This window comes from Psychrobacter sp. Pi2-51, assembly GCF_904846665.1.
Taxonomy (GTDB): domain Bacteria; phylum Pseudomonadota; class Gammaproteobacteria; order Pseudomonadales; family Moraxellaceae; genus Psychrobacter; species Psychrobacter glaciei.
The window spans coordinates 1-23777 of record NZ_CAJHBP010000028.1 but is presented as its reverse complement, the minus strand read 5'-3'; the positions used below and the strand labels follow the sequence as shown (position 1 = coordinate 23777).

General features: G+C 44.6%; 16 protein-coding genes. 13 read left to right on the top strand and 3 right to left on the bottom strand.

The window, feature by feature from the left end:
• Positions 1-79 precede the first annotated feature (79 nt).
• The gene (locus JMY08_RS12085; RefSeq protein ID WP_201593541.1) at positions 80-2752 is read right to left on the bottom strand and encodes a penicillin-binding protein 1A; all 2673 of its coding nucleotides are present in this window, start codon (positions 2750-2752) and stop codon (positions 80-82) included.
• 193 nt (positions 2753-2945) lie between these two features.
• Here JMY08_RS12085 and pilM point away from each other — a divergent pair, with 193 nt between their 5' ends.
• The 11 genes from pilM to JMY08_RS12030 all read left to right on the top strand — a co-directional run bounded on the left by pilM (position 2946) and on the right by JMY08_RS12030 (position 19877).
• Entirely contained in the window at positions 2946-4001 is a 1056-nt protein-coding gene (gene pilM, locus JMY08_RS12080; protein ID WP_189585778.1) for a type IV pilus assembly protein PilM, read from the top strand.
• A complete protein-coding gene (locus JMY08_RS12075) occupies positions 4001-4660 on the top strand; it encodes a PilN domain-containing protein (protein ID WP_010201708.1) in 660 nt (219 codons plus the stop codon). The genes pilM and JMY08_RS12075 overlap by 1 nt, the downstream gene beginning before the upstream one ends.
• Positions 4657-5388: a type 4a pilus biogenesis protein PilO gene (locus JMY08_RS12070; RefSeq protein ID WP_010201707.1), complete on the top strand. Its 732-nt coding sequence runs from the start codon at positions 4657-4659 to the stop codon at positions 5386-5388. Before JMY08_RS12075 ends, JMY08_RS12070 begins: the two co-directional genes overlap by 4 nt.
• Positions 5388-5921, top strand: coding sequence for a pilus assembly protein PilP (locus JMY08_RS12065; protein WP_194619549.1), 534 nt, complete (start codon positions 5388-5390; stop codon positions 5919-5921). The genes JMY08_RS12070 and JMY08_RS12065 overlap by 1 nt, the downstream gene beginning before the upstream one ends.
• A 27-nt stretch (positions 5922-5948) precedes the next feature.
• Positions 5949-8309: a type IV pilus secretin PilQ gene (gene pilQ / locus JMY08_RS12060; RefSeq protein WP_201593540.1), complete on the top strand. Its 2361-nt coding sequence runs from the start codon at positions 5949-5951 to the stop codon at positions 8307-8309.
• Positions 8310-8474: 165 nt separating this feature from the next.
• Positions 8475-9035, top strand: a complete 561-nt coding sequence (gene aroK / locus JMY08_RS12055; protein WP_026037374.1) for a shikimate kinase AroK — start codon at positions 8475-8477, stop codon at positions 9033-9035.
• 137 nt (positions 9036-9172) lie between these two features.
• Complete coding sequence (gene aroB, locus JMY08_RS12050) at positions 9173-10282, top strand: 3-dehydroquinate synthase (protein ID WP_201593539.1); 1110 nt, start codon at positions 9173-9175, stop codon at positions 10280-10282.
• An 83-nt stretch (positions 10283-10365) separates the two neighbouring features.
• Positions 10366-11472 (top strand): hypothetical protein, encoded by a 1107-nt coding sequence (locus JMY08_RS12045; RefSeq protein ID WP_201593538.1) that lies wholly within the window; start codon positions 10366-10368, stop codon positions 11470-11472.
• Between the two features lie 898 nt (positions 11473-12370).
• A complete protein-coding gene (gene gltB / locus JMY08_RS12040) occupies positions 12371-16834 on the top strand; it encodes a glutamate synthase large subunit (RefSeq protein ID WP_201593537.1) in 4464 nt (1487 codons plus the stop codon).
• 192 nt (positions 16835-17026) lie between these two features.
• Complete coding sequence (locus tag JMY08_RS12035; protein WP_189585753.1) at positions 17027-18448, top strand: FAD-dependent oxidoreductase; 1422 nt, start codon at positions 17027-17029, stop codon at positions 18446-18448.
• A 205-nt stretch (positions 18449-18653) separates the two neighbouring features.
• The gene (locus tag JMY08_RS12030) at positions 18654-19877 is read left to right on the top strand and encodes an FUSC family protein (protein ID WP_201593536.1); all 1224 of its coding nucleotides are present in this window, start codon (positions 18654-18656) and stop codon (positions 19875-19877) included.
• An 84-nt stretch (positions 19878-19961) separates the two neighbouring features.
• On the opposite strand, the gene JMY08_RS12025 is transcribed toward JMY08_RS12030, so the two are convergent.
• Positions 19962-21095, bottom strand: coding sequence for an ABC transporter substrate-binding protein (locus JMY08_RS12025; protein ID WP_201593535.1), 1134 nt, complete (start codon positions 21093-21095; stop codon positions 19962-19964).
• Between the two features lie 358 nt (positions 21096-21453).
• Here JMY08_RS12025 and JMY08_RS12020 point away from each other — a divergent pair, with 358 nt between their 5' ends.
• Positions 21454-22266 (top strand): 3-oxoacyl-ACP reductase, encoded by an 813-nt coding sequence (locus JMY08_RS12020; protein ID WP_201593534.1) that lies wholly within the window; start codon positions 21454-21456, stop codon positions 22264-22266.
• Between the two features lie 51 nt (positions 22267-22317).
• The gene (locus JMY08_RS12015) at positions 22318-22578 is read left to right on the top strand and encodes a hypothetical protein (protein WP_201593533.1); all 261 of its coding nucleotides are present in this window, start codon (positions 22318-22320) and stop codon (positions 22576-22578) included.
• 100 nt (positions 22579-22678) lie between these two features.
• Here the strand turns inward: JMY08_RS12015 and JMY08_RS12010 are convergent, their stop codons facing one another.
• Positions 22679-23509, bottom strand: a complete 831-nt coding sequence (locus tag JMY08_RS12010; RefSeq protein WP_201593532.1) for an HAD family hydrolase — start codon at positions 23507-23509, stop codon at positions 22679-22681.
• Positions 23510-23777 lie beyond the last annotated feature (268 nt).

The window sequence follows — 23777 nt, the reverse complement described above, 5'->3', positions numbered from 1 at the left end:
AGTCTAAAGCACATAAAAAAGGCTTATTCAGTCATTACTGAATAAGCCTTTTCTTATTAACTAAAAATAGTCTTGTTTGTTACTCTGGCATCGGAGGCATACGTTCGACAGGGGTAACCGTTAAAGGGTTTTGTGGCACGCTATCGGCGTTATTATTGCTTGGCTGTGACACGGGCGAACGCTCAGGTTCTGATGGCTTACGTTGCTGTGCTTTGGTCTTGACGGGTTTGGCTGACGCGCTAGTATCGGCATCAACATCTTCGCTGTCAACAATGCCATCATCTGTCATTTCTAGGATTTGTTGCATCTGTTTCTTAGATTTGGCACGGTTGTTAACAGACACCCATTGATTAGGCACATCTTTAAGCTGCGCTCTCATAAAGTCCATCCATACAGGCAGCGCCGCCACGCCACCATACTCACGGCGACCCATGGTTGATGGTTGATCAAAACCCATCCATACGACAGTAGTATTAGTAGGATGAAACCCTGCAAACCATGCGTCTTTCGCATCGTTGGTTGTACCAGTTTTACCACCAATATCATCACGTCCCAACGCTTTTGCTCGTACAGCTGTACCACGCTGCACGACATCACGCAAGATATCAGCCATATCGTAAGCCACTCTTGGCTTCAAAATACGCGGTGCTTGCATGGCAGTAATGTACTGCACGACAGGTGCTTTCAAACGATCTGAGGCTGGACTCCCATCATAAATATTTAAATCAAGCGCCTCGTTATCTTTTGCCGTATTGTCGCTATTTTCTGCATTGAGGTCAGCAGCTGATTTATTCTCTGCTGCTTTGTCTTTAGCGTTGACTTTTTCCTCTTTTTTAGCAGCAAGCGCTGCATTCTCTTTTTCTATTTTTGCCTCATAATCTACGATAAGCTTTTTATTGAGATTTTCAAGTTGTTCGTTAAAGCATACAGCACAAGCTTGCTGCGGATTGGCTTGGAATAACAATTTGTTGTCGTAGTTGTAGATCTGTTCTATAAAGTAAGGTTGAACACGGTGACCACCATTGGCGAACGTAGAGTAAGCCGTTGCCATTTGTAATGGCGTTGCTTGCCCTGCGCCTAATGCCAACGATAAAGTCGTTGGTAGCTTTTCTTTATCAAGACCGAATTCGTCCAATAGATTGCGGGCATCAGAGATACCAATAGCCTGTAATAAGCGAATAGAGACTAAGTTACGTGATAAATACAAGCCACGACGTAAAGTGATATCACCTAAGAAACGTTGATCAGAATTTTTCGGTTTCCAGTCACCTACTTGAATCGGGCGATCCGAGACAATACTATCTGGGCGATAGCCTTTTTCTAATGCAGTGGTGTAGACCAGCGGCTTAATCGTTGAGCCTGGCTGACGCCACCCTTGCAAGGCACGGTTGAACTTACTGTGGTTAAAGTCAAAACCACCAACCAATGCATTAACCGCTCCAGTTTCTGGATTCAAGGAGACCAGACTTCCTTGTATTTTAGGAATTTGTCCCAACTGCCAATTACCATTCGCGGTCGGTATCAAACGAATGATATCGTTTTTATTAACAATTTGGCGAGCATTGTCAGGAAAGTAACCGATACGATTAGCAGAAATATACTTGCGTGCCCAGCTCATCCCAGACCAACCAACAGTCACATTCTCACCAGAGGGCATTGTCGCCTCAAAACTGCGAGCATTCACTTTGGTGACTTTGGCAGGAGTCATATTACTATAACGACGGAAATTTTCTAGCGGTTCATCATTTGCTTCAGCCCCGCGCCAACCATGACGATGTTCGTAAGCCACCAAACCTGTCAGTATCGCCGCTTCCGCATCTGTTTGTGCTTTGCTATCAACCGTAAGGCGTACCCGCCATCCACTATGCATCACTTGCTCACCATAGCGATCAACTAAGGTAGAGCGTGTCATTTCTGCCAAATAAGGCATATTAACGTCTAGCTTTTCTTGATATAAATTGATGGCTACCGGAGAGTTTACCGCTTCGTCGTGTTGCGCTTTATTGATATAGCCCAGCTCAAGCATACGGCCAATGATCCAGTTACGGCGAGTAAGGGCGCGGCTAGGGTTGGCAACAGGGTTATATTTAGAAGGGGCTTTTGGCAGACCTGCTAACATTGCCATCTCAGCAATATTCAGGTTTTCTAACGATTTACTATAATATTTTTTGGCAGCGGCACGAATGCCATAAGCCCCTTCACCGAGGTAAATTTTATTAACATAGAGAGTCAAAATATCATTTTTACTGAGTTCGTCTTCAATCTTACGAGCCAAAAACAATTCCGTCAATTTACGATTTAAGGTACGTTCTGGACTTAAAAAGTAATTTTTGGCAACCTGCATGGTGATGGTAGAGCCACCAGTTTGGCTGTCATCGTCAGTCACCACTTCAGTCACCGCGCGACCAAGACCTTTAATACTAATACCACTATGCTGGAAAAAGGCCGCGTCTTCTGCCGCTAAAAAAGCATGCGTGAGATCTTCAGGAATGTCATCAAAAGTAACAGGTAGGGAGAGACGATTGCCATACTGACCGATTAATTTATCATCTCGGCTATAGATCTGTAATGGCATCTCTAAATTGGCAGTTTTGATTTCTTGGGTACTAGGCAAGGTGGGTGATAGGTACATCGCCATCCCATAGAAACCAATAGGCACAGCAAGCGCTAAGATAACGGCGAGCGCCAGACAGGCAATGAAAAGCCCCACCAAAAAGCGAATGAGACGAACGGTAGCATTTTTTTTAGCCATAATGAGACTTATCAATTAAAATTTGCAACAAATGAGGCATTATACCTTGAACAAAATAGGGAGGTCATAATAAATGTGTAAGTTGACCTTAATAACTTATTTAAATGCTTGAATCTATCTGGTAAGTAAAGTATTGTACTAAAATATTACAAATCACTATCAGATTGTACACTTAATATAAGGTATAGAGTTTGTGAGGCTATTTACTTCCAAGAGTCGACATTTGATTGGCATAGATATCTGTGCTACTTCGGTCAAATTGGTTGACATACAGCGCCAACAAGGGATGTTTCATCTAAAATCCTATGGTATTGAAAGACTACCGGAAGGCGTAGTCGTTGACAAACTTCTTGTAGATACTGAGGCAGTGGGTAATATTATAGCTGGCTTGGCGCGACGCTGTCAGGTAGTGGGCAGCGATGCCGCTGCCGCCGTCTCAGGCTCAGCAGTGATCACCAAAATCATTGATATGGATATGGTGCTAAGCGATATTGAGCGCGAAGCGCAAATCCGTCTGGATGCTGATCAATATGTGCCTTATCCCTTAGAAGATGTCAATCTGGATTTTGAAGTATTGGGCCCTTCTTTAGTAAATGACGAGATGGTACAAGTGTTGCTTGCTGCCTCACGCTCGGAAAATGTCGACCAAAGAGTTGATGCTTTAACCTTTGGTGGCTTGCAAACCAAGGTCATGGATATTGAAACACATGCTATTGAGCGTGCGTTCGGTTTGATGGCAGACAACTTGCCAAATATGCCAGAGATTGTCGCCTTGGTCGATATCGGACACAACCAAACCACATTATATATCGCCAAAAATGGCGAGTTTATATATAGCCGTGAACAGTTATTTGGTGGCTCTCAGCTCACAGAGGCGATACAAAATCGCTATGGACTATCGGCTGAAGAAGCAAATATTAGTAAACGTGCAGGTACTTTGCCTGATGATTACTATCCAGATGTATTGACCCCCTTTATAGAAAATACTATCCAACAAGTCACGCGCTCTCTACAGTTTTATTTTTCCTCGAGCCAATACAGTAGTATCGATCATATCGTACTGGCAGGTGGTAGTAGCTCTATTGCAGGTCTGGCCGGTATGGCGCAACAAAAACTGGGTGTGACTGTTAGTATTGCCAATCCTTTCACCAACATGACCATTGCGCCGCACATTGATAATGAGCAGCTGGTCATTGATGCCCCGAGTTTAATGGCCGCGTGCGGTCTTGCGTTAAGGAGCTTCGACTAATGGCTCGTATTAACCTACTGCCCTGGCGGCAAGAAGAACGCGCGCGTCGCAATAAAGAATTTCTTACTTTAGTAGTGGCGGTCACTTTATTTGCCTTACTAGCAGCGTTCGCTTCATGGAGCTATTTTAATAATGAGCTTGATGAACAACGCAATGCGAATGTACTGATTGAGCAAGAGAACGCTCGCTTAGACAAAGCATTGATCGAAATTGATAGCCTAGAGCAACGCCGTGAAGATATTATCTCTCGCATGCAGGTGATTCAAGATTTGCAAGGTCGACGACCTGTGCCTGTACGTCTATGGGATGATTTGGCCAAAGCCATTCCGCCTGCGCTTTATCTAAATAACTTAAAGCGCGAAGGCGATATCCTTACTTTGACGGGTCTTGCGGACAATCCAAATATCGTATCAAGTTTGATTCGTAACCTTGATAGTAGCAAATGGATGGGCAACTCAGCGGTCAGCAATATTCAGCAAAATATTAGCGCGTATACACCAGCGCCTGCGCTTAATGAGCCGGTAACAACTGATGGACAGCCACGTCCCGTTTATCCTGAGGACAGTTACGTACAGTTTGTCGTAACGACCAAGGTGCAATCAGAGACTGCTGTAGCCGTTGATGCTGATGGTAGTACTGGGCTGGGAGGTGAGTTATGAAGCTGAGCCGTAAAAAAAGCCTAATCAAGACTAAAAAGAGCGCTGTCAATCCTAAAAAACAGTTTGACTTGAATGAGTTTCGCCGCAGTTTTGAGTCTTTGGATTCTGAAAACTATGGCAGCTGGCCAGTTCCGGTAAAGATAACGGTCATTGGATTTATCATTGCACTGATAGCGGCGCTATCGTGGGCGCTACCGATTAGCAGCAAGATTGATGAGATTACTGCGGCAGAAAGTCAGCAGCAAACCTTACTTGATAGTTACCGTGAAAAAGAATCACGTGCACGTCACTTAAAAACTTATCAAGCACAGGTTGTCCAGATGGAGACGGAATTCAACACCTTACTTGACCAACTGCCAAAAGACACCCGCGTGTCAGAGCTGGTAGAAGGTATTAACATGACGGGTGTTGGCAGTAATATACGCTTCCAAGATATTTCTGTAGAGCCTGAGATTGAAAATGAATTCTTTATCGAGCAGCCTATTCGCATTGCAGCGTTAGGGGAATACCATCAGTTTGGTAGCTTTATCAGTGGTCTTGCTGCCTTACCACGCATTATTACGATGCACGATTTTGAAGTCAGTAATCCACAGCCTACTTTAGATGTGTTGCCGGAGCTGAATTTGGTATTACAAACCAAAACGTATCGCTCAAAAGAAGCGGCGCCTGAAGGTGAAGAGGCTGTTGCTACTGATGCCGCTACGACCGATGCTGCAGGAGGCAACTAATGAATATCAAAAAACTGCCCATGCTACTGATTTTAAGCACCGCTGCTTTATCAATCACAGGTTGTAGTGATCGTATTGGTATGGCAGAAAAGGCGATGACCGATATTCGCAATCAGCCTGCTCAGCCTATCGAGCCACCGCCAAAAGCTGAGCTGGTAGAAGATTTTGTCTATAGTGCCAGTACGCAGCGTAGCCCGTTTTTGCCGCCAAGCTTAGTCAATGTACAAGGTCCTAGCACCTCTATCGATGGCGTACGCCCTGATATCACCAGAGTAAAAGAACCGCTTGAGCAATATGAGCTCTCACAGCTGACTTTTCGTGGCGTCGTAATTTCGCCAGAAGGTCAGCAGTATGCACTTGTACAGCGTCCTGATGGTTCAGTTGCTAGTGTGAGAGTAGGTGATTATCTTGGATTAAATGACGGCCGTATTGTTGAAATCACGCCGACCCAGATTAATTTGATTGAAATTGTGCCAGACAGTCGCGCCGGGTTTATTGAAAAACCCCAGTCGCTGGTCTCCCCTATAAGTTAAGTCGGCAGATTTTTTGAGGAATAAATAATGACAGTACGCAATAACAAGGTAATGATGATGAGCAACCGCGTCTCTTCTGCTTTTGCCATTTCTGCATTGGCAATCAGCATGGTAGCAGTTAGTAGCAGCGCCCATGCCGCCCAGCGCATTAATAATGTCTCTGTGGTACAGACTGCACCAGCAGTGACACAAATGCGTTTAGGCTTTGTAGGCTTGCCAGTATTACCTGCTGCTTATCAGCTCGATGATCCTAGCCGTCTGGTGTTGGATTTTGAACAGGTGCAAAACGGACTTGCTAGTCGCTTCAACGAATACAATATTGGTATGGTAAATGATGTCACGACGTTAAGTAGTGACAGTACGACGCGTCTGATTGTTGGGCTTAAACAAGCGGGTAACTATACGACAGCGATTGATGGCAATGATCTGCTGTTAACCCTTACCGATCCTAGTCGCCCAGTCATCACCAATGACCCGATTCAAGACGTACTCAATGACAATAATGGCATTACCACGACGGCAGTGGTCACACCGATTGTAGAAACCAGTACCGCGCCTGTCACTTCAGTGAGAACAGTCGCAACTAGCACGACCGTGGTGAATAACCAAGTGCCGACGGATACAATGGTAGTGCGAGTCAATCCGCTACTAAATCCACAGCTTGCTGCCTCTCAAGTTAGTAAGCAGTATAGCTATGATGGCTTAACGGCGGTGAATTTTTCGGCAGGGAGTAACGGCGGTGGCAACGTCAGTATTGCGCTTGCCAACGAAGCGATTCCGGTTGATGTACAGCGCCAAGGCAATAAATTGGTCGTACGCCTAACTGGTAGCACGGTACCGAGAAACTTATTGCGTCGCTTGAATATTAATAGTGGTCTCGTTAGTAGTATTGATACCAAAAATCAAGGTCAAAATGGTGTTATCACCATTAATATGACTGAAGATTATGAGTATCAAGCGTATCAGTCGGGTAACCAGCTAAATGTCAGTATCAGTAAACCTGAGCTGCTACGAGAGCCAACACTGGAAGAGAGAGTGTACAGTGGCGAAGCGCTATCCATGGAATTCCAAGATGTTGAAATCCGTAGCGTCTTAGATATCTTAGCGCAGTTCACCGATATGAATATCGTCGCTAGTGATTCGGTGGCGGGTAACATCACCTTGCGTCTGATCAATGTGCCTTGGGATCAAGCGCTTGATATTATTCTAAAAAGTAAAAATCTGGGCAAACGCGAGAATGGCAATGTAATTTTAGTCGCGCCATCTACAGAACTTGCTGAACAAGAAGCGCGTGAGCTTGAAGCGCAGCAAGCGGTTGAATCTTATGCGCCACTGCGTACCGAATACATTCGCTTAAGCTATGCAAAAGCGCAAGATGTATTGACCCTTATTTCGCAAGGTAGTGGTTCATCTGGTGGCAGCAACACTGGCAATTCAAATGCTAATGACAACAATACCTTATTGTCTAATCGTGGAACGGTCACGGTTGATGAGCGTACCAATACTCTGATTATCAAAGATGTCGCGGATAGTATCGAAAATATCCACAATCTAATCAGCAAAATTGATATTCCGGTTCGTCAAGTGATGATTGAAGCGCGTATCGTTAGTGCGACTGATAGCTTTAGTAAAGAGATTGGTGTCCGTTGGGGCATTCTATCGAATGGCGCAGCGAATAACCGTAGCCTACTGGTCGGTGGTAGTAATCAGACTTTGGCAGATCTTAAGGATTTTGATATTGAAACGACGACTGTCAATGGTCAAACGGTTTCTTATCCTTCCTATGATATCAGCCGTCCCGATAACTTAAACGTTGATTTAGGCGTTGCCAATCCAGCGGGTAGTATCGCTTTTGGCTTGTTAAGTATGTCGGATGTGATGCTGGATCTTGAGTTGTCAGCACTGCAAGCTGACAATCGCGGTGAGGTCATTTCAACGCCAAAGATTTTGACAGCAGACAAACAAACAGCCAAAGTATCATCGGGTACGCAGATTCCTTACCAAGAAGCATCGGCCAGTGGCGCAACCACGACCAGCTTTAAAGAAGCGGCACTCAGCTTAGAAGCGACGCCAAACATTACACCAGACGGTAAAATTGGCTTGCAACTTGTTATTACCAATGGCACGCCAACGATTATCAATAATCAGGTAGCAATCGCCGAAGATTCAATCTCGACCAATGTCATCGTTGAAGATGGTCAAACCATCGTACTAGGCGGGGTCTTTAAAAATCGTACCACTAATGAGGTGTCTAAAGTGCCTTTCTTAGGGGACTTGCCTTACGTCGGTCGTGCATTCCGTCGTGATGTCCGTAGTAACTCTAAAGAAGAGCTACTGATATTTGTCACGCCAAAACTGATCAACGATGGTGTGAGCCGTTTAAATTAATAATCGTGTTATCGGTTATGAATCAAAAAAAGCAAGCCCTAGTGCTTGCTTTTTTTATGGGTAAGTTTTTGTGCGTGCGTGGATTTTACTCATAATAATCACTGCTCATTACTAGCCAGAATATCAATGACGTTGTATCATACCTAATTTAGCTGAGTGAGTGTTATGGTGGAGGAATTACCGTCGGTATTTTTAGTGGGGCCGATGGGAGCGGGGAAGACCACAATTGGCCGACTGCTTGCCAAGCAGTTAGGGCGGACATTCGTAGATAGCGATTGGTATATCGAGTCGCAAACCGGCGCTGATATTGCTTGGATATTCGCTAAAGAAGGCGAAGCGGGCTTTCGTGAACGTGAGACACGTGCCATTGATGAGCTGAGCCAGCAAAAGCAGATTGTCTTGGCAACGGGTGGTGGTGCTGTCATGGCTGCTGAAAATCGTGAATTTCTTAAGCAGCGTGGTATCGTGGTTTATCTCAATGCACCAGTTGATGTGCAAATGGCCCGCACTGCCAAAGATAAGTCGCGACCTTTATTACAACAGCCCAACCCCAGAAAAATATTGCAAGATTTATACAGTAAGCGCGATCCATTATACCGGCAAGTGGCTCATATCATTATGCCTACTGGTCATACATATCCTCGCCATATGGTCAATCAATTATTACAGCAGCTCGAATCCTTGTGTTGCGCGCCTTCTATAACACCAGACTCTAAAGAAGATTGAAGATAAAGAATAATAGACTATGGCGTGTCCTCAATTTAATCCCTTTAGCTCGCTATCGATTAAATTGAGGACACGCTCTAGATGTATAACGATACTCAGCTAATGTAACTTCACTAAAAATGCTCAGGGAGACTTTCATGGCAACGGCACTGTTTCATGATGGCTTAACGGTACACACACAAAGCCATGATTATCCAATCATCATTACTGAAAAATCTGCGGCAGAAGCTAGCAGTATGGCGAAGCAAGTCGCACCTTATATTAGCGGTCGCCAAGTATTGATTGTCACCAATGATATTGTGGCACCTTTATACTTAAAATCGTTAGAAGATGAGCTAGCACAGCAATTTACGGTAAAGGTCTGTGTGTTACCAGATGGTGAGCAATATAAGAACCAGACGAGTATTGACCAAATTTATGATGCCCTAATGGCTGAGCATTTCAATCGTGATGTTACGCTTATCGCACTTGGCGGCGGCGTGGTTGGTGATATGACAGGCTTTGCAGCCGCAAGCTTTATGCGCGGAGTGAATTTTATCCAAATTCCAACCACGTTATTGTCGCAAGTGGATTCAAGCGTTGGTGGCAAAACAGGCATCAATCATGCCCAAGGCAAAAATATGATTGGGGCTTTTTGGCAGCCGCAAATAGTACTTGCTGAGATGAGTACGCTAAAAACCCTACCAGCGCGTGAGCTTTCGGCAGGTCTTGCTGAAGTCATTAAATACGCCCTTATCATGGACGCGGATTTTTTGACGTGGCTTGAGCACAATTTATCGGCGATGATGGCTTTAGATTTGGCGGTACTTGGCGAGGCAGTTAAACGTTGCTGTCAGTACAAAGCCGATGTCGTCGCCCAAGATGAAAGAGAGTCGGGTGTACGTGCGTTATTGAACTTCGGCCACACTTTTGGTCATGTGATCGAAACCTATGAAGGCTACGGTAATTGGCTACATGGTGAGGCCGTTGCCGCTGGCATGGTACAAGCGGCTGAGCTGTCACAAAAACTAGGCTGGTTGACGAATGAGGACGTGGCTCGTATTAAGCGCGTTTTGACATTGGCCAATTTGCCTATTACCCCGCCTGCTATTGACGTACAAACGGCTTTAGACTTGATGGGTCATGATAAAAAAGTGAAACACGGACAAATCCGCCTTATTTTGCTAAAATCAATAGGTGAAGCTGTGTTGACCAATGATTTTGATGCCGAGCTTCTCACGGATGTCTTGTCACAACATAGCTCATGAGAACGTCAAATTTATTGATTGTCACTGTATTGGTATGAGCACAGATTTAAAGCGTTTAACTATATTTCACCAAGGATCTCCTCATGGCAGCATCTAGCTCGTCGACTCGCACCGCTGGCCAGTCATATCGTCGTCAAGCACTGATTTGGTTGTTAGTGACCCTAGTGTTGGGCGTTGCTACGGCTTTGGTCTGGATGTTTAGTCAAACACCAGCGATGGGTGCCAAGATTGAAAATGCCCCGATATCAGCCCCGCAAACATTAAGTGCCGAACTTGAGCAGCCATTAGCCATTGAGTCGCTACATGAACTAGATACGGATGTACAGCCGATCAGTTTTGATGCGACGGTTCGTGATTTACGCAGTTATCCTGATGAATTCAAAGACAAGCGTTATCTGCTGGCTAATAAAGGAAAATGGACCGTGCAGGTGATGAATGTTGCAGAAAACGAGGTGATTGTCAGTTATTTAGAAGGCCGTGAAGACCGTGAGAAGTTTTCGTACTTTCGCTATCTTGATGATAATAATCAGATCCGTTATATGCTGACTTATGGTTTGATGAGTAGTCCGCAAGAGGCTGTTGGTGCTGCCAAATTAATTGACTTTAGGCTACCGGCCAATGTGCGTGTCTTGCCTGAAGAAATTAATCGCTATGTCAGTATCATCGACAATTATGAACGCCCTGATCCGGTCAAAGACTTGAGTGCTAGACGCACACAATCTGTTAATTTGCGTCCAACCAAACGTGAATTGCCGGTGCGTCAGACAACGCAAGCTAATGATAGTGTCAATGAAAAATCTGTCAGCAATAATGCCAATCGTGGCGGTCAAGAAGCAACTAATGATAGTAGCGAGGAAAGTATCCGCCAGTCAGTTGATACCTCTGCGACCTTGTCGGTCAATGAAGAACGTACTGTTGGTAATGAATCACAATCAATCTCTGAAGTACCGGCTAAAAACGAAAATGAGGCAAATAGGTCTAATCAGGACAATAAAACGCCTACGACATCAGGAACGGGTAATAGTCCTATAAAAAAACCACCAGTGGTAGTAGCGCCAAAACCACCAAATACGAATAGCAGTAATGGTGCAAGCAATAATTCGAACGCTACTGGTCGAGTCGCCAATACCAATCCTTCAAAAAATAATAGTGACAGCATGAAGGCGCTAATAGAAGATAAAAGCAACTGATCCTTATTGAGTGTTAATTTAATAATGAAACCCACTAACTGTCTTTGTTAGTGGGTTTTTTGATGTATTAGCATTCGTTTTGGCTGTTTTAAAGTGAGGCTTAGAGACAGCTAGGCTTTATGTCTCTTGGCAGTTAAGTCTTAAATTTCTCTCTTTGTATTAAGTTTTCAATTCGGTTTTTCATTGTCCTATAACTAATAGTAATAAGTTATCTTACAATTTATGGCTGATGAATCGATAGAAAAGACTAGATTTTTTGTCAAGCATTAACTAAGATGAGTATGGGCAACGCTCTGTATAGTTATCGTAAATAACGGTTTAACGAGCAGTCATTTAGTAACTTATTATTAGTGGTAAGATAGTTGCTTACTAAACGGTTGTCGCTTCAAGCGCGGTGATTGGCTCTCTATAGTAAGCTTATTACAAATCGCACAATCCCTGCTAGTGTCACTTCGATTAGGGTTACTAAGGCGCTTGTATATAGAGTGTCTGATATTCAATATTAATAAAATGCCATATTATCGCATGCTCAACTAGCCGCTTACTAAGCCACGCTAGTAGGATGTAACACCAAGCGTTAATGAAAGTGCTAATGAGTGGGTAACTGGTATACAGGGTGTTATTTTACCCGGTTGCCATGGGCGGTTACTGATTGTTTATTGGTGCATTTTATTATTACACGAGTGGTCTGTTATTAGATTATCAAATGATTGGTTGCCAAAGCACTGTGAGAGTTAGAGTTTTATCTTATTCGCACAGCATAACTATCTACTGAGCATCGCGCTATTTATTAATTCGAATATACGAATATTTACCTACCAGCCCGTTCTGCCTGCGGTCACCAGTTTATACTCCGCATTGGATATATAAGCTGCCCGTTTACTCAAAAGGACAAGCTATGTCAATGATTTCTTCCCATACGCATTTGGCCACGCCGGATGACTTTTCTGATAACTGCGGCTTTGGTTTGATTGCTCATATTGAGGGACAAGCCAGTCACGATTTGGTAAAAACGGCTATTCATAGCCTCAGCTGTATGACGCACCGTGGTGGTGTTGCTGCTGACGGTAAGACAGGCGATGGTTGTGGTTTGCTATTGGCAACGCCCACGGCTTTCTTCAAAGACATTGCCCGCGAGCAACAGTTAGCAATCACAGATAATTTCGCTGTAGGTATGGTGTTTGTTAATCTCGACGAGTCCAAAGCCCAGTACAGTCAGCAGGTACTTGCTGATGCAATTATTGCTGAAGATTTAGAGATTGCTGGCTGGCGCGACGTGCCACTTGATCTAAGTATTGTCGGTGAGATTGGTCGTGAGACCTTGCCAGGCTTTAAGCAAGTATTTGTCAATGCACCTGACACTTTAGATGCGGAAGATTTTAACCGTAAGCTGTTTGTAGCCCGCAAAAAAGCAGAGCAGCGTTTGGTGGATGACGAGCTGTTTTATGTGTGCTCGCTGAACTGTCAAACTATTATTTACAAAGGCTTGGTAATGCCTTCCGATCTTCCAGCGTTTTTCTTAGATTTACAAGATGAGCGTCTGGCCTCGCATATCGTGGTGTTCCACCAGCGTTTTTCAACCAATACATTGCCGCGCTGGCCATTGGCACAGCCATTCCGTTATCTTGCGCACAACGGTGAGTTAAATACCATCACCGGTAATCGTAACTGGTCTAAAGCACGTACGCCAAAATTAAAATCAGATAAATTGCCTAACTTAAATGAGCTGACGCCATTAGTGAATAGCACAGGCTCGGACTCATCAAGCCTAGATAATATGCTTGAAGTACTGATGTCTGGTGGTATGAATTTGTTCCATGCAATGTCGATTCTGGTACCACCTGCGTGGCAGAATGTTGATAGCATGGATATGGATTTGCGCGCGTTTTATGAATTTTACTCGCAGCATATGGAAGCGTGGGATGGTCCAGCAGGTCTTGTGATTCAAGATGGACGGTATGCGGTCTGTATGCTCGATAGAAACGGCCTGCGCCCTTCACGTTGGGTGACGACCAAGAACGGCTATATTACCGTTGCGTCAGAGGTTGGCGTTTGGGATTACTCGCCACAAGATGTATTAGCAAAAGGTCGAGTCGGACCTGGTCAAATGCTGGTCATTGATACGTTGACTGGTCAAGTCTTAGATACGACTGCCATTGCAACCTTACTAAAAACGGCTCATCCGTATCGCAAATGGCTACGTGAAGAAGCGACACGCGTCCGTGATGATGAGCGCTTAGAGGAAACCTTGGCAGCGCAAGCTTGCCGTGGTGATAAGCTAAAAGCTTTACAGAAAATGTACCACATCACTAATGAAGAGCGTACAGAAATCATTCGTCCTAACGCTGAAAATGGTCAAGAGCCAGTTGGTTCGATGGGTGATGATACGCCAATGGCGGTTCTGTCGCAGCAAATTCGCCATGTCGGTGACTTCTTCCGTCAGCAGTTCGCTCAAGTAACCAATCCACCAATCGATCCACTACGTGAATCCATTGTGATGTCGCTACAGACCTGCTTAGGTGCAGAAACCAACGTATTTGCGCCATCAGCTAGAGATGCACACCGTATTATTTTATCGTCACCAGTCTTGTCAGCCAGCAAAATGCAGCAGCTTGAAACCTTGGATGATTCGGCGTTCAAAATGGCGCGCATTGATCTGAACTATGACCGTACTGTAGAGCTGTCTGATGCTATCGTGGCTATTTGTGAGCAAGTAGCGACTAGCATCCGTGCTGGTAATACGCTGATCGTATTGTCTGATAAAGATATCGATGCCGACAAAGTACCAGCCAATGCCATCATGGTTACGGGCGCTGTGCATCACTACTTAATTGGGCAAGGTATTCGTACTGATGCCAACTTGATAATTGAGACTGGTCTGGCTCGTGACTCGCATCAAATAGCGGTATTGATTGGTTTTGGCGCGACCTGTGTGTATCCGTACTTAGCTTATGACGTCATCGATGATTTGGTTGCCACTGGTGAGCTACTTGGTGATCCGATTCAAGCGCGGGTTAATTTCCGCAAAGGCTTGGATAAGGGACTGCTAAAAATCTTATCAAAAATGGGTATTTCTACCATTGTCTCTTATCGCGGCGCACAATTATTTGAAGCGGTTGGTCTCTCAGAGGAAGTGGTGAGTCTGTGCTTTAAAGGTGTGCAAAGTCGTATCAAAGGGGCTACCTTCGCAGACTTAGCTGCCGATCAAGCGCAGCTAGCAGCCAATGCCTTTAAACGTCGTGCGCCACTGGATCAAGGTGGTCTGCTAAAATTCGTCTTTAATAAAGAATACCATGCCTTTAATCCTGACGTGATTAACAGCCTACATACCGCTGTACGCACGGGCGATTATGACAATTATCGTAATTATGCCAATTTGGTTAATAGCCGTCCGGTCGCCACTTTGCGTGACTTATTGCAGTTGAAGACGGACAATCCTATCGATGTCAATGATGTCGAAGATATCTCCAAGATTTTGACTCGTTTTGACTCGGCTGGTATGTCGTTAGGCGCGCTATCTCCTGAAGCGCATGAAGCCATTGCTATGGCGATGAATACCATTGGTGGTCGTTCAAACTCTGGTGAGGGCGGAGAAGACCCAGTACGTTATGGTACCTTGCGCAACTCAAAAATTAAGCAAGTTGCCTCGGGTCGTTTTGGCGTAACTCCAGCGTATCTACGCTCAGCAGAAGTCATGCAAATTAAAGTGGCGCAGGGTGCTAAGCCGGGTGAGGGTGGTCAGTTGCCGGGTGGTAAAGTCAATGCCTTGATTGCCCGTCTGCGTTATTCAGTGCCGGGGGTGACATTGATTTCACCGCCGCCGCATCATGATATTTATTCTATTGAAGATTTGGCGCAGCTGATTTTTGACTTAAAACAAGTCAATCCAGATGCCTTGGTTTCGGTCAAACTGGTCTCACGTCCGGGTGTTGGTACTATCGCTACTGGTGTGGCAAAAGCCTATGCCGACTTGATTACCATCTCAGGTTATGATGGTGGTACCGCCGCTTCACCATTGTCGTCTATCCATCATGCTGGTTCGCCGTGGGAGCTAGGTCTTGCTGAGACGCATCAGTCATTGCGGGTCAATGGTCTTCGAGACAAAGTGCGTATCCAAACGGATGGCGGTCTAAAAACTGGTCTGGATGTGGTCAAAGCGGCTATCCTTGGTGCTGAAAGCTTTGGCTTTGGTACGACGCCGATGATTGCTGTTGGTTGTAAGTATTTGCGTATTTGCCATTTAAATAACTGCCCGACTGGCGTTGCCACGCAAAAAGCTCAACTGCGTGATGAGCATTTCATCGGCGAAGCGGAAATGTTGATTAACTTCTTTAAATTTGTCGCTACGGAGACACGCGAGTGGTTAGCAGCATTAGGCGTGCGTAGTATGGAAGAGCTGGTCGGACGTACAGACTTGCTTGACGTGCTAGAAGGCAATACTGATAAGCAGCGCCATTTGGATTTATCACCACTATTATTTAGCCATCCGGCCAGTAGTGGCAAAGCGCAGACCTGTCAGGTAGAGCGTAATGAGCCATTTGATAAAGGCTTACTTGCAGAGCAAATGATTAGTGATATGCTGCTCAATATTCGTCAAGGTAATGGCGGCGATTATAGCTATTTTGTTGGTAACTGTGACCGATCTATCGGTGCTCGTATTTCTGGCGAGATTGCACAAGTATGGGGCAACCTTGGCATGAGTGATATGCCGATAAAACTTCGTTTGACTGGTACAGCAGGGCAGAGTTTGGGCGTGTGGAATGCTGGCGGTTTGAATATTGAGCTTGAAGGCGATGCCAATGACTATGTTGGAAAAGGCATGGCAGGTGGTGAGATTGTCATTTATCCGCCAAAAGGCTCAAACTTTATCGCCCAAGAAACAGCCATCATTGGCAATACCTGCCTATATGGTGCAACGGGTGGCAAGCTATATGCTGCTGGTACCGCAGGTGAGCGTTTCGGGGTTCGTAACTCTGGTGCGCATGCGGTCATCGAAAGCACTGGTGATCATTGCTGTGAATATATGACGGGCGGCATAATGACCATTCTTGGTCGTACTGGTCTCAACTTCGGTGCTGGTATGACGGGTGGCTTTGCTTATGTGCTCGACATGGAAGGGGATTTCTTTGATCGCTGTAATCATGAATTGATTGATTTAAACCGTATCTCAAGTGAGCAGACGGAAGGTCATCGCATTCATTTACAACAAGTGATTGAGACCCATGTAGAGAAAACTGGTAGCGCGTGGGGTCAGACTATTTTGGCTGACTTTGAGCATTATGTTCGTAAGTTTTACTTGGTGAAGCCAAAAGCGGCAAACATTGCGAGTCTCCTTAAAACCACGATGGCTGACCCACAGTAGCTTGTATTAAGTTGATTTAATCAATTAATTTAATCAGAGTCGCCAGCGTTTCGTTTTAAGACACGTTTTAACTCACAGGTTTCGAGTAGGTAAGTGGCAGCAACGACATAGATATCTTAAGTCCTGATGTATTAAGCATCGTTGCTTGCCACCACCCATCATAGAAGAGCCTTATATTAAAGAGATAACACCATGGCAAAACGCTTAGAAAATAGCTTTCAGTTTTTAGATGTACCTCGGCTTGAGCCGACCAAAAAAGACATCGCGACGCGCTCAACAGAGTTTGTCGAGATTTACAAACCGTTTGAGAATGAATCAGTGGCGCAGCAGTCGCATCGCTGTCTTGAGTGTGGTAACCCGTACTGTGAGTGGAAATGTCCAGTACACAACTACATTCCAAATTGGCTCAAACTGGCGACAGAAGGTCAAATATTTCAAGCAGCAGAATTGTGCCACCGTACCAATACCTTGCCTGAAGTATGCGGACGAGTTTGTCCACAAGACCGTCTGTGCGAAGGTGCTTGCACGTTGAACGACGGCTTTGGTGCAGTGACGATTGGTAACGTCGAAAAATATATCAATGACACCGCCTTTGCACTCGGTTGGCGTCCAGATATGTCTGAGGTGGTATGGACAGACAAAAAAGTCGCGGTTATCGGTGCAGGACCAGCAGGTCTTGGCTGCGCAGATATCTTGGTCAGAAATGGCGTAAAACCTGTCATCTTTGACAAACGTCCTGAAATCGGTGGCTTACTGACTTTTGGTATTCCTGAATTCAAAATGGAAAAAGACGTCATGCGCAATCGCCGTGTGATTTTTGAAGACATGGGTATGGAATTCCGCCTAGAGACAGAAATTGGCACAGATGTCACTATCGATGAGCTATTGGCTGAATATGATGCAGTATTTATGGGTATGGGTACATACACCTATATGCGCGGCGGCTTTGCTGGCGAAGAACTGACAGGCGTTTACGATGCGCTAGATTACTTAATCGCCAATGTGAACCGTTGTAATGACTGGGAAAAAGACGCCGAAGAGTATATTGACTTCAAAGGCAAGAGAGTGGTGGTATTAGGTGGCGGTGATACAGCGATGGACTGTAACCGTACCAGTATTCGTCAAGGTGCTGAGCAAGTGGTCTGTGCCTATCGCCGTGATGAAGAGAATATGCCTGGCTCACGCCGCGAAGTGGTCAATGCTCGTGAGGAAGGTGTTGAGTTTTTATTCAACCGTCAGCCTACTGAAATCATTGGCTTAAATGGCAAGGTCAATGGCGTAAAAGTAGTCACTACGCATCTAGGTGCGCCGGACAATCGTGGTCGTCAGCGTCCTGAGCCGATTCCTAACTCTGAAGAGATCATCCCATGTGATGCCGTCATTATGGCATTTGGTTTTAGACCAAGTCCTGCTGATTGGTTTGAGTCTCAGCAAGTGGCGATGGACAGCTCTGGTCGCGTATTGGCAGCAGAGAAACAAACCTTTAAATTCCAGACCCAGAATCCTAAAATATTTGCTGGTGGCGATATGGTACGTGGCTCTGATCTAGTCGTGACGGCTATTTGGGAAGGCCGCGAAGCTGCGGAAGGCATCCTCGACTATTTGGAAGTTTAGTCAGATTTATTAAACTCAGCAATTTATAAGTAGCGTTTGAACATGAACGTCTTTTGTCTTTTGATAGGCAGAAGACGTTTTTTTTGATTAATGCTTTGTAAATAGAGAATCGACTGCTAGCATGTTTGTGAGTAACCTATGTGTTTGATCATTTATCTCGATTATCAACTAAAACTTGCTTAACCACTAAAAAGAGTAGCCTTGCGTGAAATCAACCCTTTACCAGCGTGTTACTGCTCCATTTACTGAACCTTATGTTCGCTATCAACATGCCGATGTCTTGCATGCCATTCGCTTAGGAACGGCAGTAATATTGGCCCTATTGGTCAATACACTCACCAACCTCCCACATGGTGAATGGACGACCATTACGGTTTTTATCATCTTGGGATTATTACAGTATCAAGGCGCTATCTATACCAAAGCGAAAGAGCGCATACTGGGTACGCTATTTGGTATTGGCACTGCCTTTGGGGTTTTGTGGTTTAATCAAAACGCAGGTGCATGGCTATGGGTGGACTATGCGCTCATCGGTCTATTAAGCGGTATCATTGGTTATTTAGCGGTTAGAAATCTTGGATATACAGGGCTACTGACAGGTATTACCATGTTGATGATTGTCTCTGATCTAGGTAACAATAGTATCGGTCAAGACGGCATCTACCGCGCTCTGAATATCTTGTTGGGTACTGGCGTTGCGGTAGCCGTGACGCTGATTTTACCGCTCAAATCGACCTTGATGTGGCGGTTCTTGTTGAGTAGTAACCTTGACGCTTGTAGTAGCCTCTACGCTGGCGTAGGTCATCATATTGATGCAACGGAGGGCGGAGTAGATGGGACAACAGATGACTCTGTGCAAAAGTTAAAACCCGTAGCCTTTTCTATTGAGGAAGTGCCCGTTGATAGAGCATTGGTCACAGCGCTACAGCAGATCAATAAACGCCTGCTAGCCGTGCGTCCACATATCGCTGCGACAGCAAGTGAGTCAGGAATCGAAAAAGAAACGCTAGAGACGATTCAGCGTACTCATCGTAATATCATCGGCACGATTGATTTATTATTAAGTGCCGCGCCGCGCTTGGCGAATATTGAAATCGATGAAGAGAATCATGTCCTATTGATGCACTATCAGCATGAGCTGACCCAAGCCATGCATCATATGGCCGCGGTGCTACGTAGCCCAAGCGATGAAGTATTTCGACCCATTACTCGTATTGCCGTCTCAGAGTACCCAAGCGTACAGCACTTGGCATTTGAGTGGCAGGGGTATTTTTGGTTGACACAAACCTTGCAGACTCAGCTGCAGCAGTTGAGTGACTTGTTGCAAACGACTAAGCCACATTGGTTTGCAGCATCTGGTCTGGGCTATCAGCGCCGTGAGCAGCGCAGGATAAAAGAGCATGGTGGTGAGACAGATTTGCATTTATAACACATAAAAAAACGCTGACCATTTAAGATCAGCGTTTTTTATTTTTAAAAGTATGCTTTATTTTAAAGTACTAAACCATGACTATTAACGACCAGTTTTTAGCTTATCCCAGTACTGCTGATACACTTGCAATGCTTCATCACCGACATCTTCTTGAAATTCCGCTTTTGCCAGTACGTCTTTGGCAGGGTAAATCGTTGGATTGTTTTGGACGATCTCATCCATCATCTCCCGTGCTGCCATGTTTGGCGACGCATAGCCAATTTCTTCACTGACGATTTTTGCATTTTCAGGACGCAATAAGTAATCAATAAATTTGTGTGCTGCATCTACTTGTTTGGCATTTTTTGGAATGACAAAGTTGTCCATCCATAAGATAGCACCTTCAGTTGGATATTTATAAACCAAGCTGGTCAGACCTTCGTCATTGGCCATGACTGCCTCGCCATTCCATGTCATACCGAGCGATGTTTCACCTTCGATGTACGGCATACGTGTGGCATCAGAGTTAAAGGTTTTGACGTTTGGCATCAACGTAGTGAGCTTATCGTAAGCGGCTTCAATTTCGTCAGGATTTCTACTATTGCCTGAGTATCCAAGAGTCAGTAGTGCCATACCAAATACTTCACGCACATCATTGGTGAGCATTACCTGACCTTTATACTTAGGATCCCATAGGTCGTTCCAGCTATTGACGGTTTTAGGGTCGACACTGTCACCATTAATCGCTAGACCAGTGCTGCCCCACATATAAGGAATAGAGTATTTGTTTTCAGGATCGACTTTAGTATTGGTAAATGAGGTATCGAGGTTTTTAAAGTTGCTCAATTTAGACTTATCTAACTCTTGCAGTAGTCCTTCTTTCGCCATTTTTTCGACATAATAAGTCGATGGAATCGCTAAATCATATTGGCTAGAATCATCCAGTAGTTTGAGCTTGGCATACATCGCTTCGTTAGAGTCAAAGGTGGTGTAATTGACCGAGATGCCAGTCTCTTCTTCGAAACCATCTAAAATCTCTTGCGGCATATATTCTGACCAGTTATACAGATTGAGCGTCTCATTGCTCGCCGCTGCGCTGCCATCCGCTGAATTGTCAGAGTTGCTACAGCTGGCTAGTGCCAAGCCAACAGCTGCCGCTAATAATGCTTTTGGCACTATGCGACCGATACGGGCCGAGGTATTAATGGTTGGATGGGACGATGATAAATGGGTCAAAATATCTCTCCTAAATAAAGATGATGCAAATCAAAAAAATTGATAAAAATGGCAAGACGATAAATGCCTAATGTCGCTAATAAAACTATTATGGTTATCACTTTGCACAATTTAAAGGGCTATTCTCAAGACTGTACTTAGTAATACTAATAAAGGTAGCGAGTCGTGCCAATCAAATGAGTAGTAAATCTAACTTAAAGACAGCCAATGTTTGGTAGGGCTTTTAGAAAATCGCCAACAGTGAATCGGATAATGACAGTATATAACCATGCTATGATTAGCGCAGGCCAAAACGCGCTAAGCCCTTAATTCTTATAATACTAAATAACCATACCACAATAATAAAGGATGCAATATCATGACTCAAATTACCTCGACTCACAGCACCTCAGTGATTCCTGCACTGCTCACAGAAAAAGTCGCTATCGTTACGGGAGCCAGTCGTGGTCTTGGCGCGCAGATTGCTCAGCAAATGGCGGCAGCAGGCGCAATCGTTTGTGTCAACTATCTCAACAGTGAAGAGGCAGCTAATAGAGTGGTTGCTGACATCATAGCGGCGGGTGGGCAAGCATTTGCATATCAAGCGGATGTCACCGAGCTTGAGCAAGTACAAGCAATGGCGGCTGAAGTCGTCAGCCGTCATGGTCGTATCGATGTATTGGTCAATAACGCCTTGCCAAGCTATCAGTTTAATCCCAGTGCCGAGTACACCAGCATTGAGACCGTCAAATGGTCGCATTTCTCGCAGCAGATGGATGGTATCGTTAAAGGAGCGGTCAATACAGTACAGGCCGTATTACCGCAGATGAAAGCGCAGCAGATGGGTAAAATCATCAATATCTCAACCAACCTTGTTTATAATCCAGTAGTCACCTATTACGACTATACCACTGCTAAATCAGCATTGATTGGGCTGACACGCAATCTCGCTGCGGAGCTAGGGCAGTATGGTATTCGCGTAAATTTGCTGGCAGGTGGACTGCTAAAAACCACCGATGCAAGCAGTCTAACCACCGAAGAAGTATTCGATTATATCGCGACCACCACACCGTTGCGTCAAGCGACTTCAGTGTCTGACTTTGCCAATTCTGTATTACTCATGGCATCAGATTTGAGTTCGGCTATCACTGGACAGTCCATCGCTGTCGATGGTGGTTTGACCATGCCTTAACAATGCCTTGAGTGGTTAGTGTCATTTGATTGAGTTTAGAAGAGGGATGAGATGAATAATCGTAAACGTACTGGGATTATTACGGCTGTGCTTGGTATCGTCGCTTTTATGGCACTGTTCAATGCTGGCTCACCGACCGCTATCATTGATTGGCCGGTTGAGACATATATGGGTCTGGCGTTTACGATTGGTTGGTTGAGCAATGTGCCCAATTGGTTGGCTTATGTATTGGCGGCTGTGGTGCTTATTTTGATTATTGTCGGATTTTATAAAATTGGTAGTTGGGTTTATGGATTGATAGTAAGAAGATAAATTTCACCAACTTTTCCCGTTAAAAGTTATCTTGCACCCACAGCTTATCGCCTATGAAAGGTTGTAGCGTGTGACAGTTATCGCACGCTACGGTCTATTTTTATAATGCTACATGCAATCGATCAAGCACCGCCTGTATGCCGTACTCTTCAATCGTACCAGTGACGAAATCCGCACGTTCTATCAATTCTTGCTTTGCATCTCCCATCGCCACAGCAAACCCAACCAAGTCAAACATCTCTAAATCATTCATTCCATCACCGAACGCCATACACTCACTGGCATCTACCGCATAATATTTGCACACATCTTTGATACCTCGTGCTTTAGACGCATCGGCTGGGAGTATGTCTGCACCAATCTGATGCCAGTGCACCAGTTTTAAATCATATTGCGCAAAATCGACGTCTTGCATTTTTTCTTGTTGATTATTAAAAAATACCGAGCACTGATAGACAGTGTTTAACTTGTAATACTCAGGGTCAACAATAGAATTGGGTGTGACAGCATTGAACTCGCGCAAACGGTCATTTTCACCTGACCATGCGATATGGGTTGCCGAGTCAAACTTATGAATCAAATCACTCTGCTGGCACAGGCGCACTATTTTATCTGTTTGTTCAGCGGACAACGGATAGTGGCTAATTCGACCGCTTTTATCAAAGCTATACTGTCCATTCATACAAATAATGGCATCTAAGACATCAGCTTCGAGCAAGGCTAAAATATCTGCTGGCAATATCGCTTTGGAGCGTCCCGTTGAAATCACCAGCTTAATACCAGTACCTGCAAGCTGCTCAAGGGTCGCTTTGTTGTGTTCGGCAATGATGCCATTGCGGCTCAAAGTATCATCGATGTCAAAAAAGATGATCTTAGGTGTCGAGATTTTAGTGGTCATACTTTCTTTGGCAATCTTATCTTCGATAAACATGATTATCCTATTATTTTTAGTCGTTTCAATACCAATGATTTAGATACTACTACAACACACCCAAAGAGATAAATAACTATCGAGTAACCTGTGATGCTGAAAATTTGGCTACTGATGCAGTATTTGCTTTGCTGCTGGTGCGATCGATTAATACTTATTCGAAGGATTAACAAAAATCCTAAACGATATGATTAACTTCACAGTGTTGATTTATTATAAGGTTATATTTAATTATTAAAATTAATTTATAAGATGAGATGGACTGTTT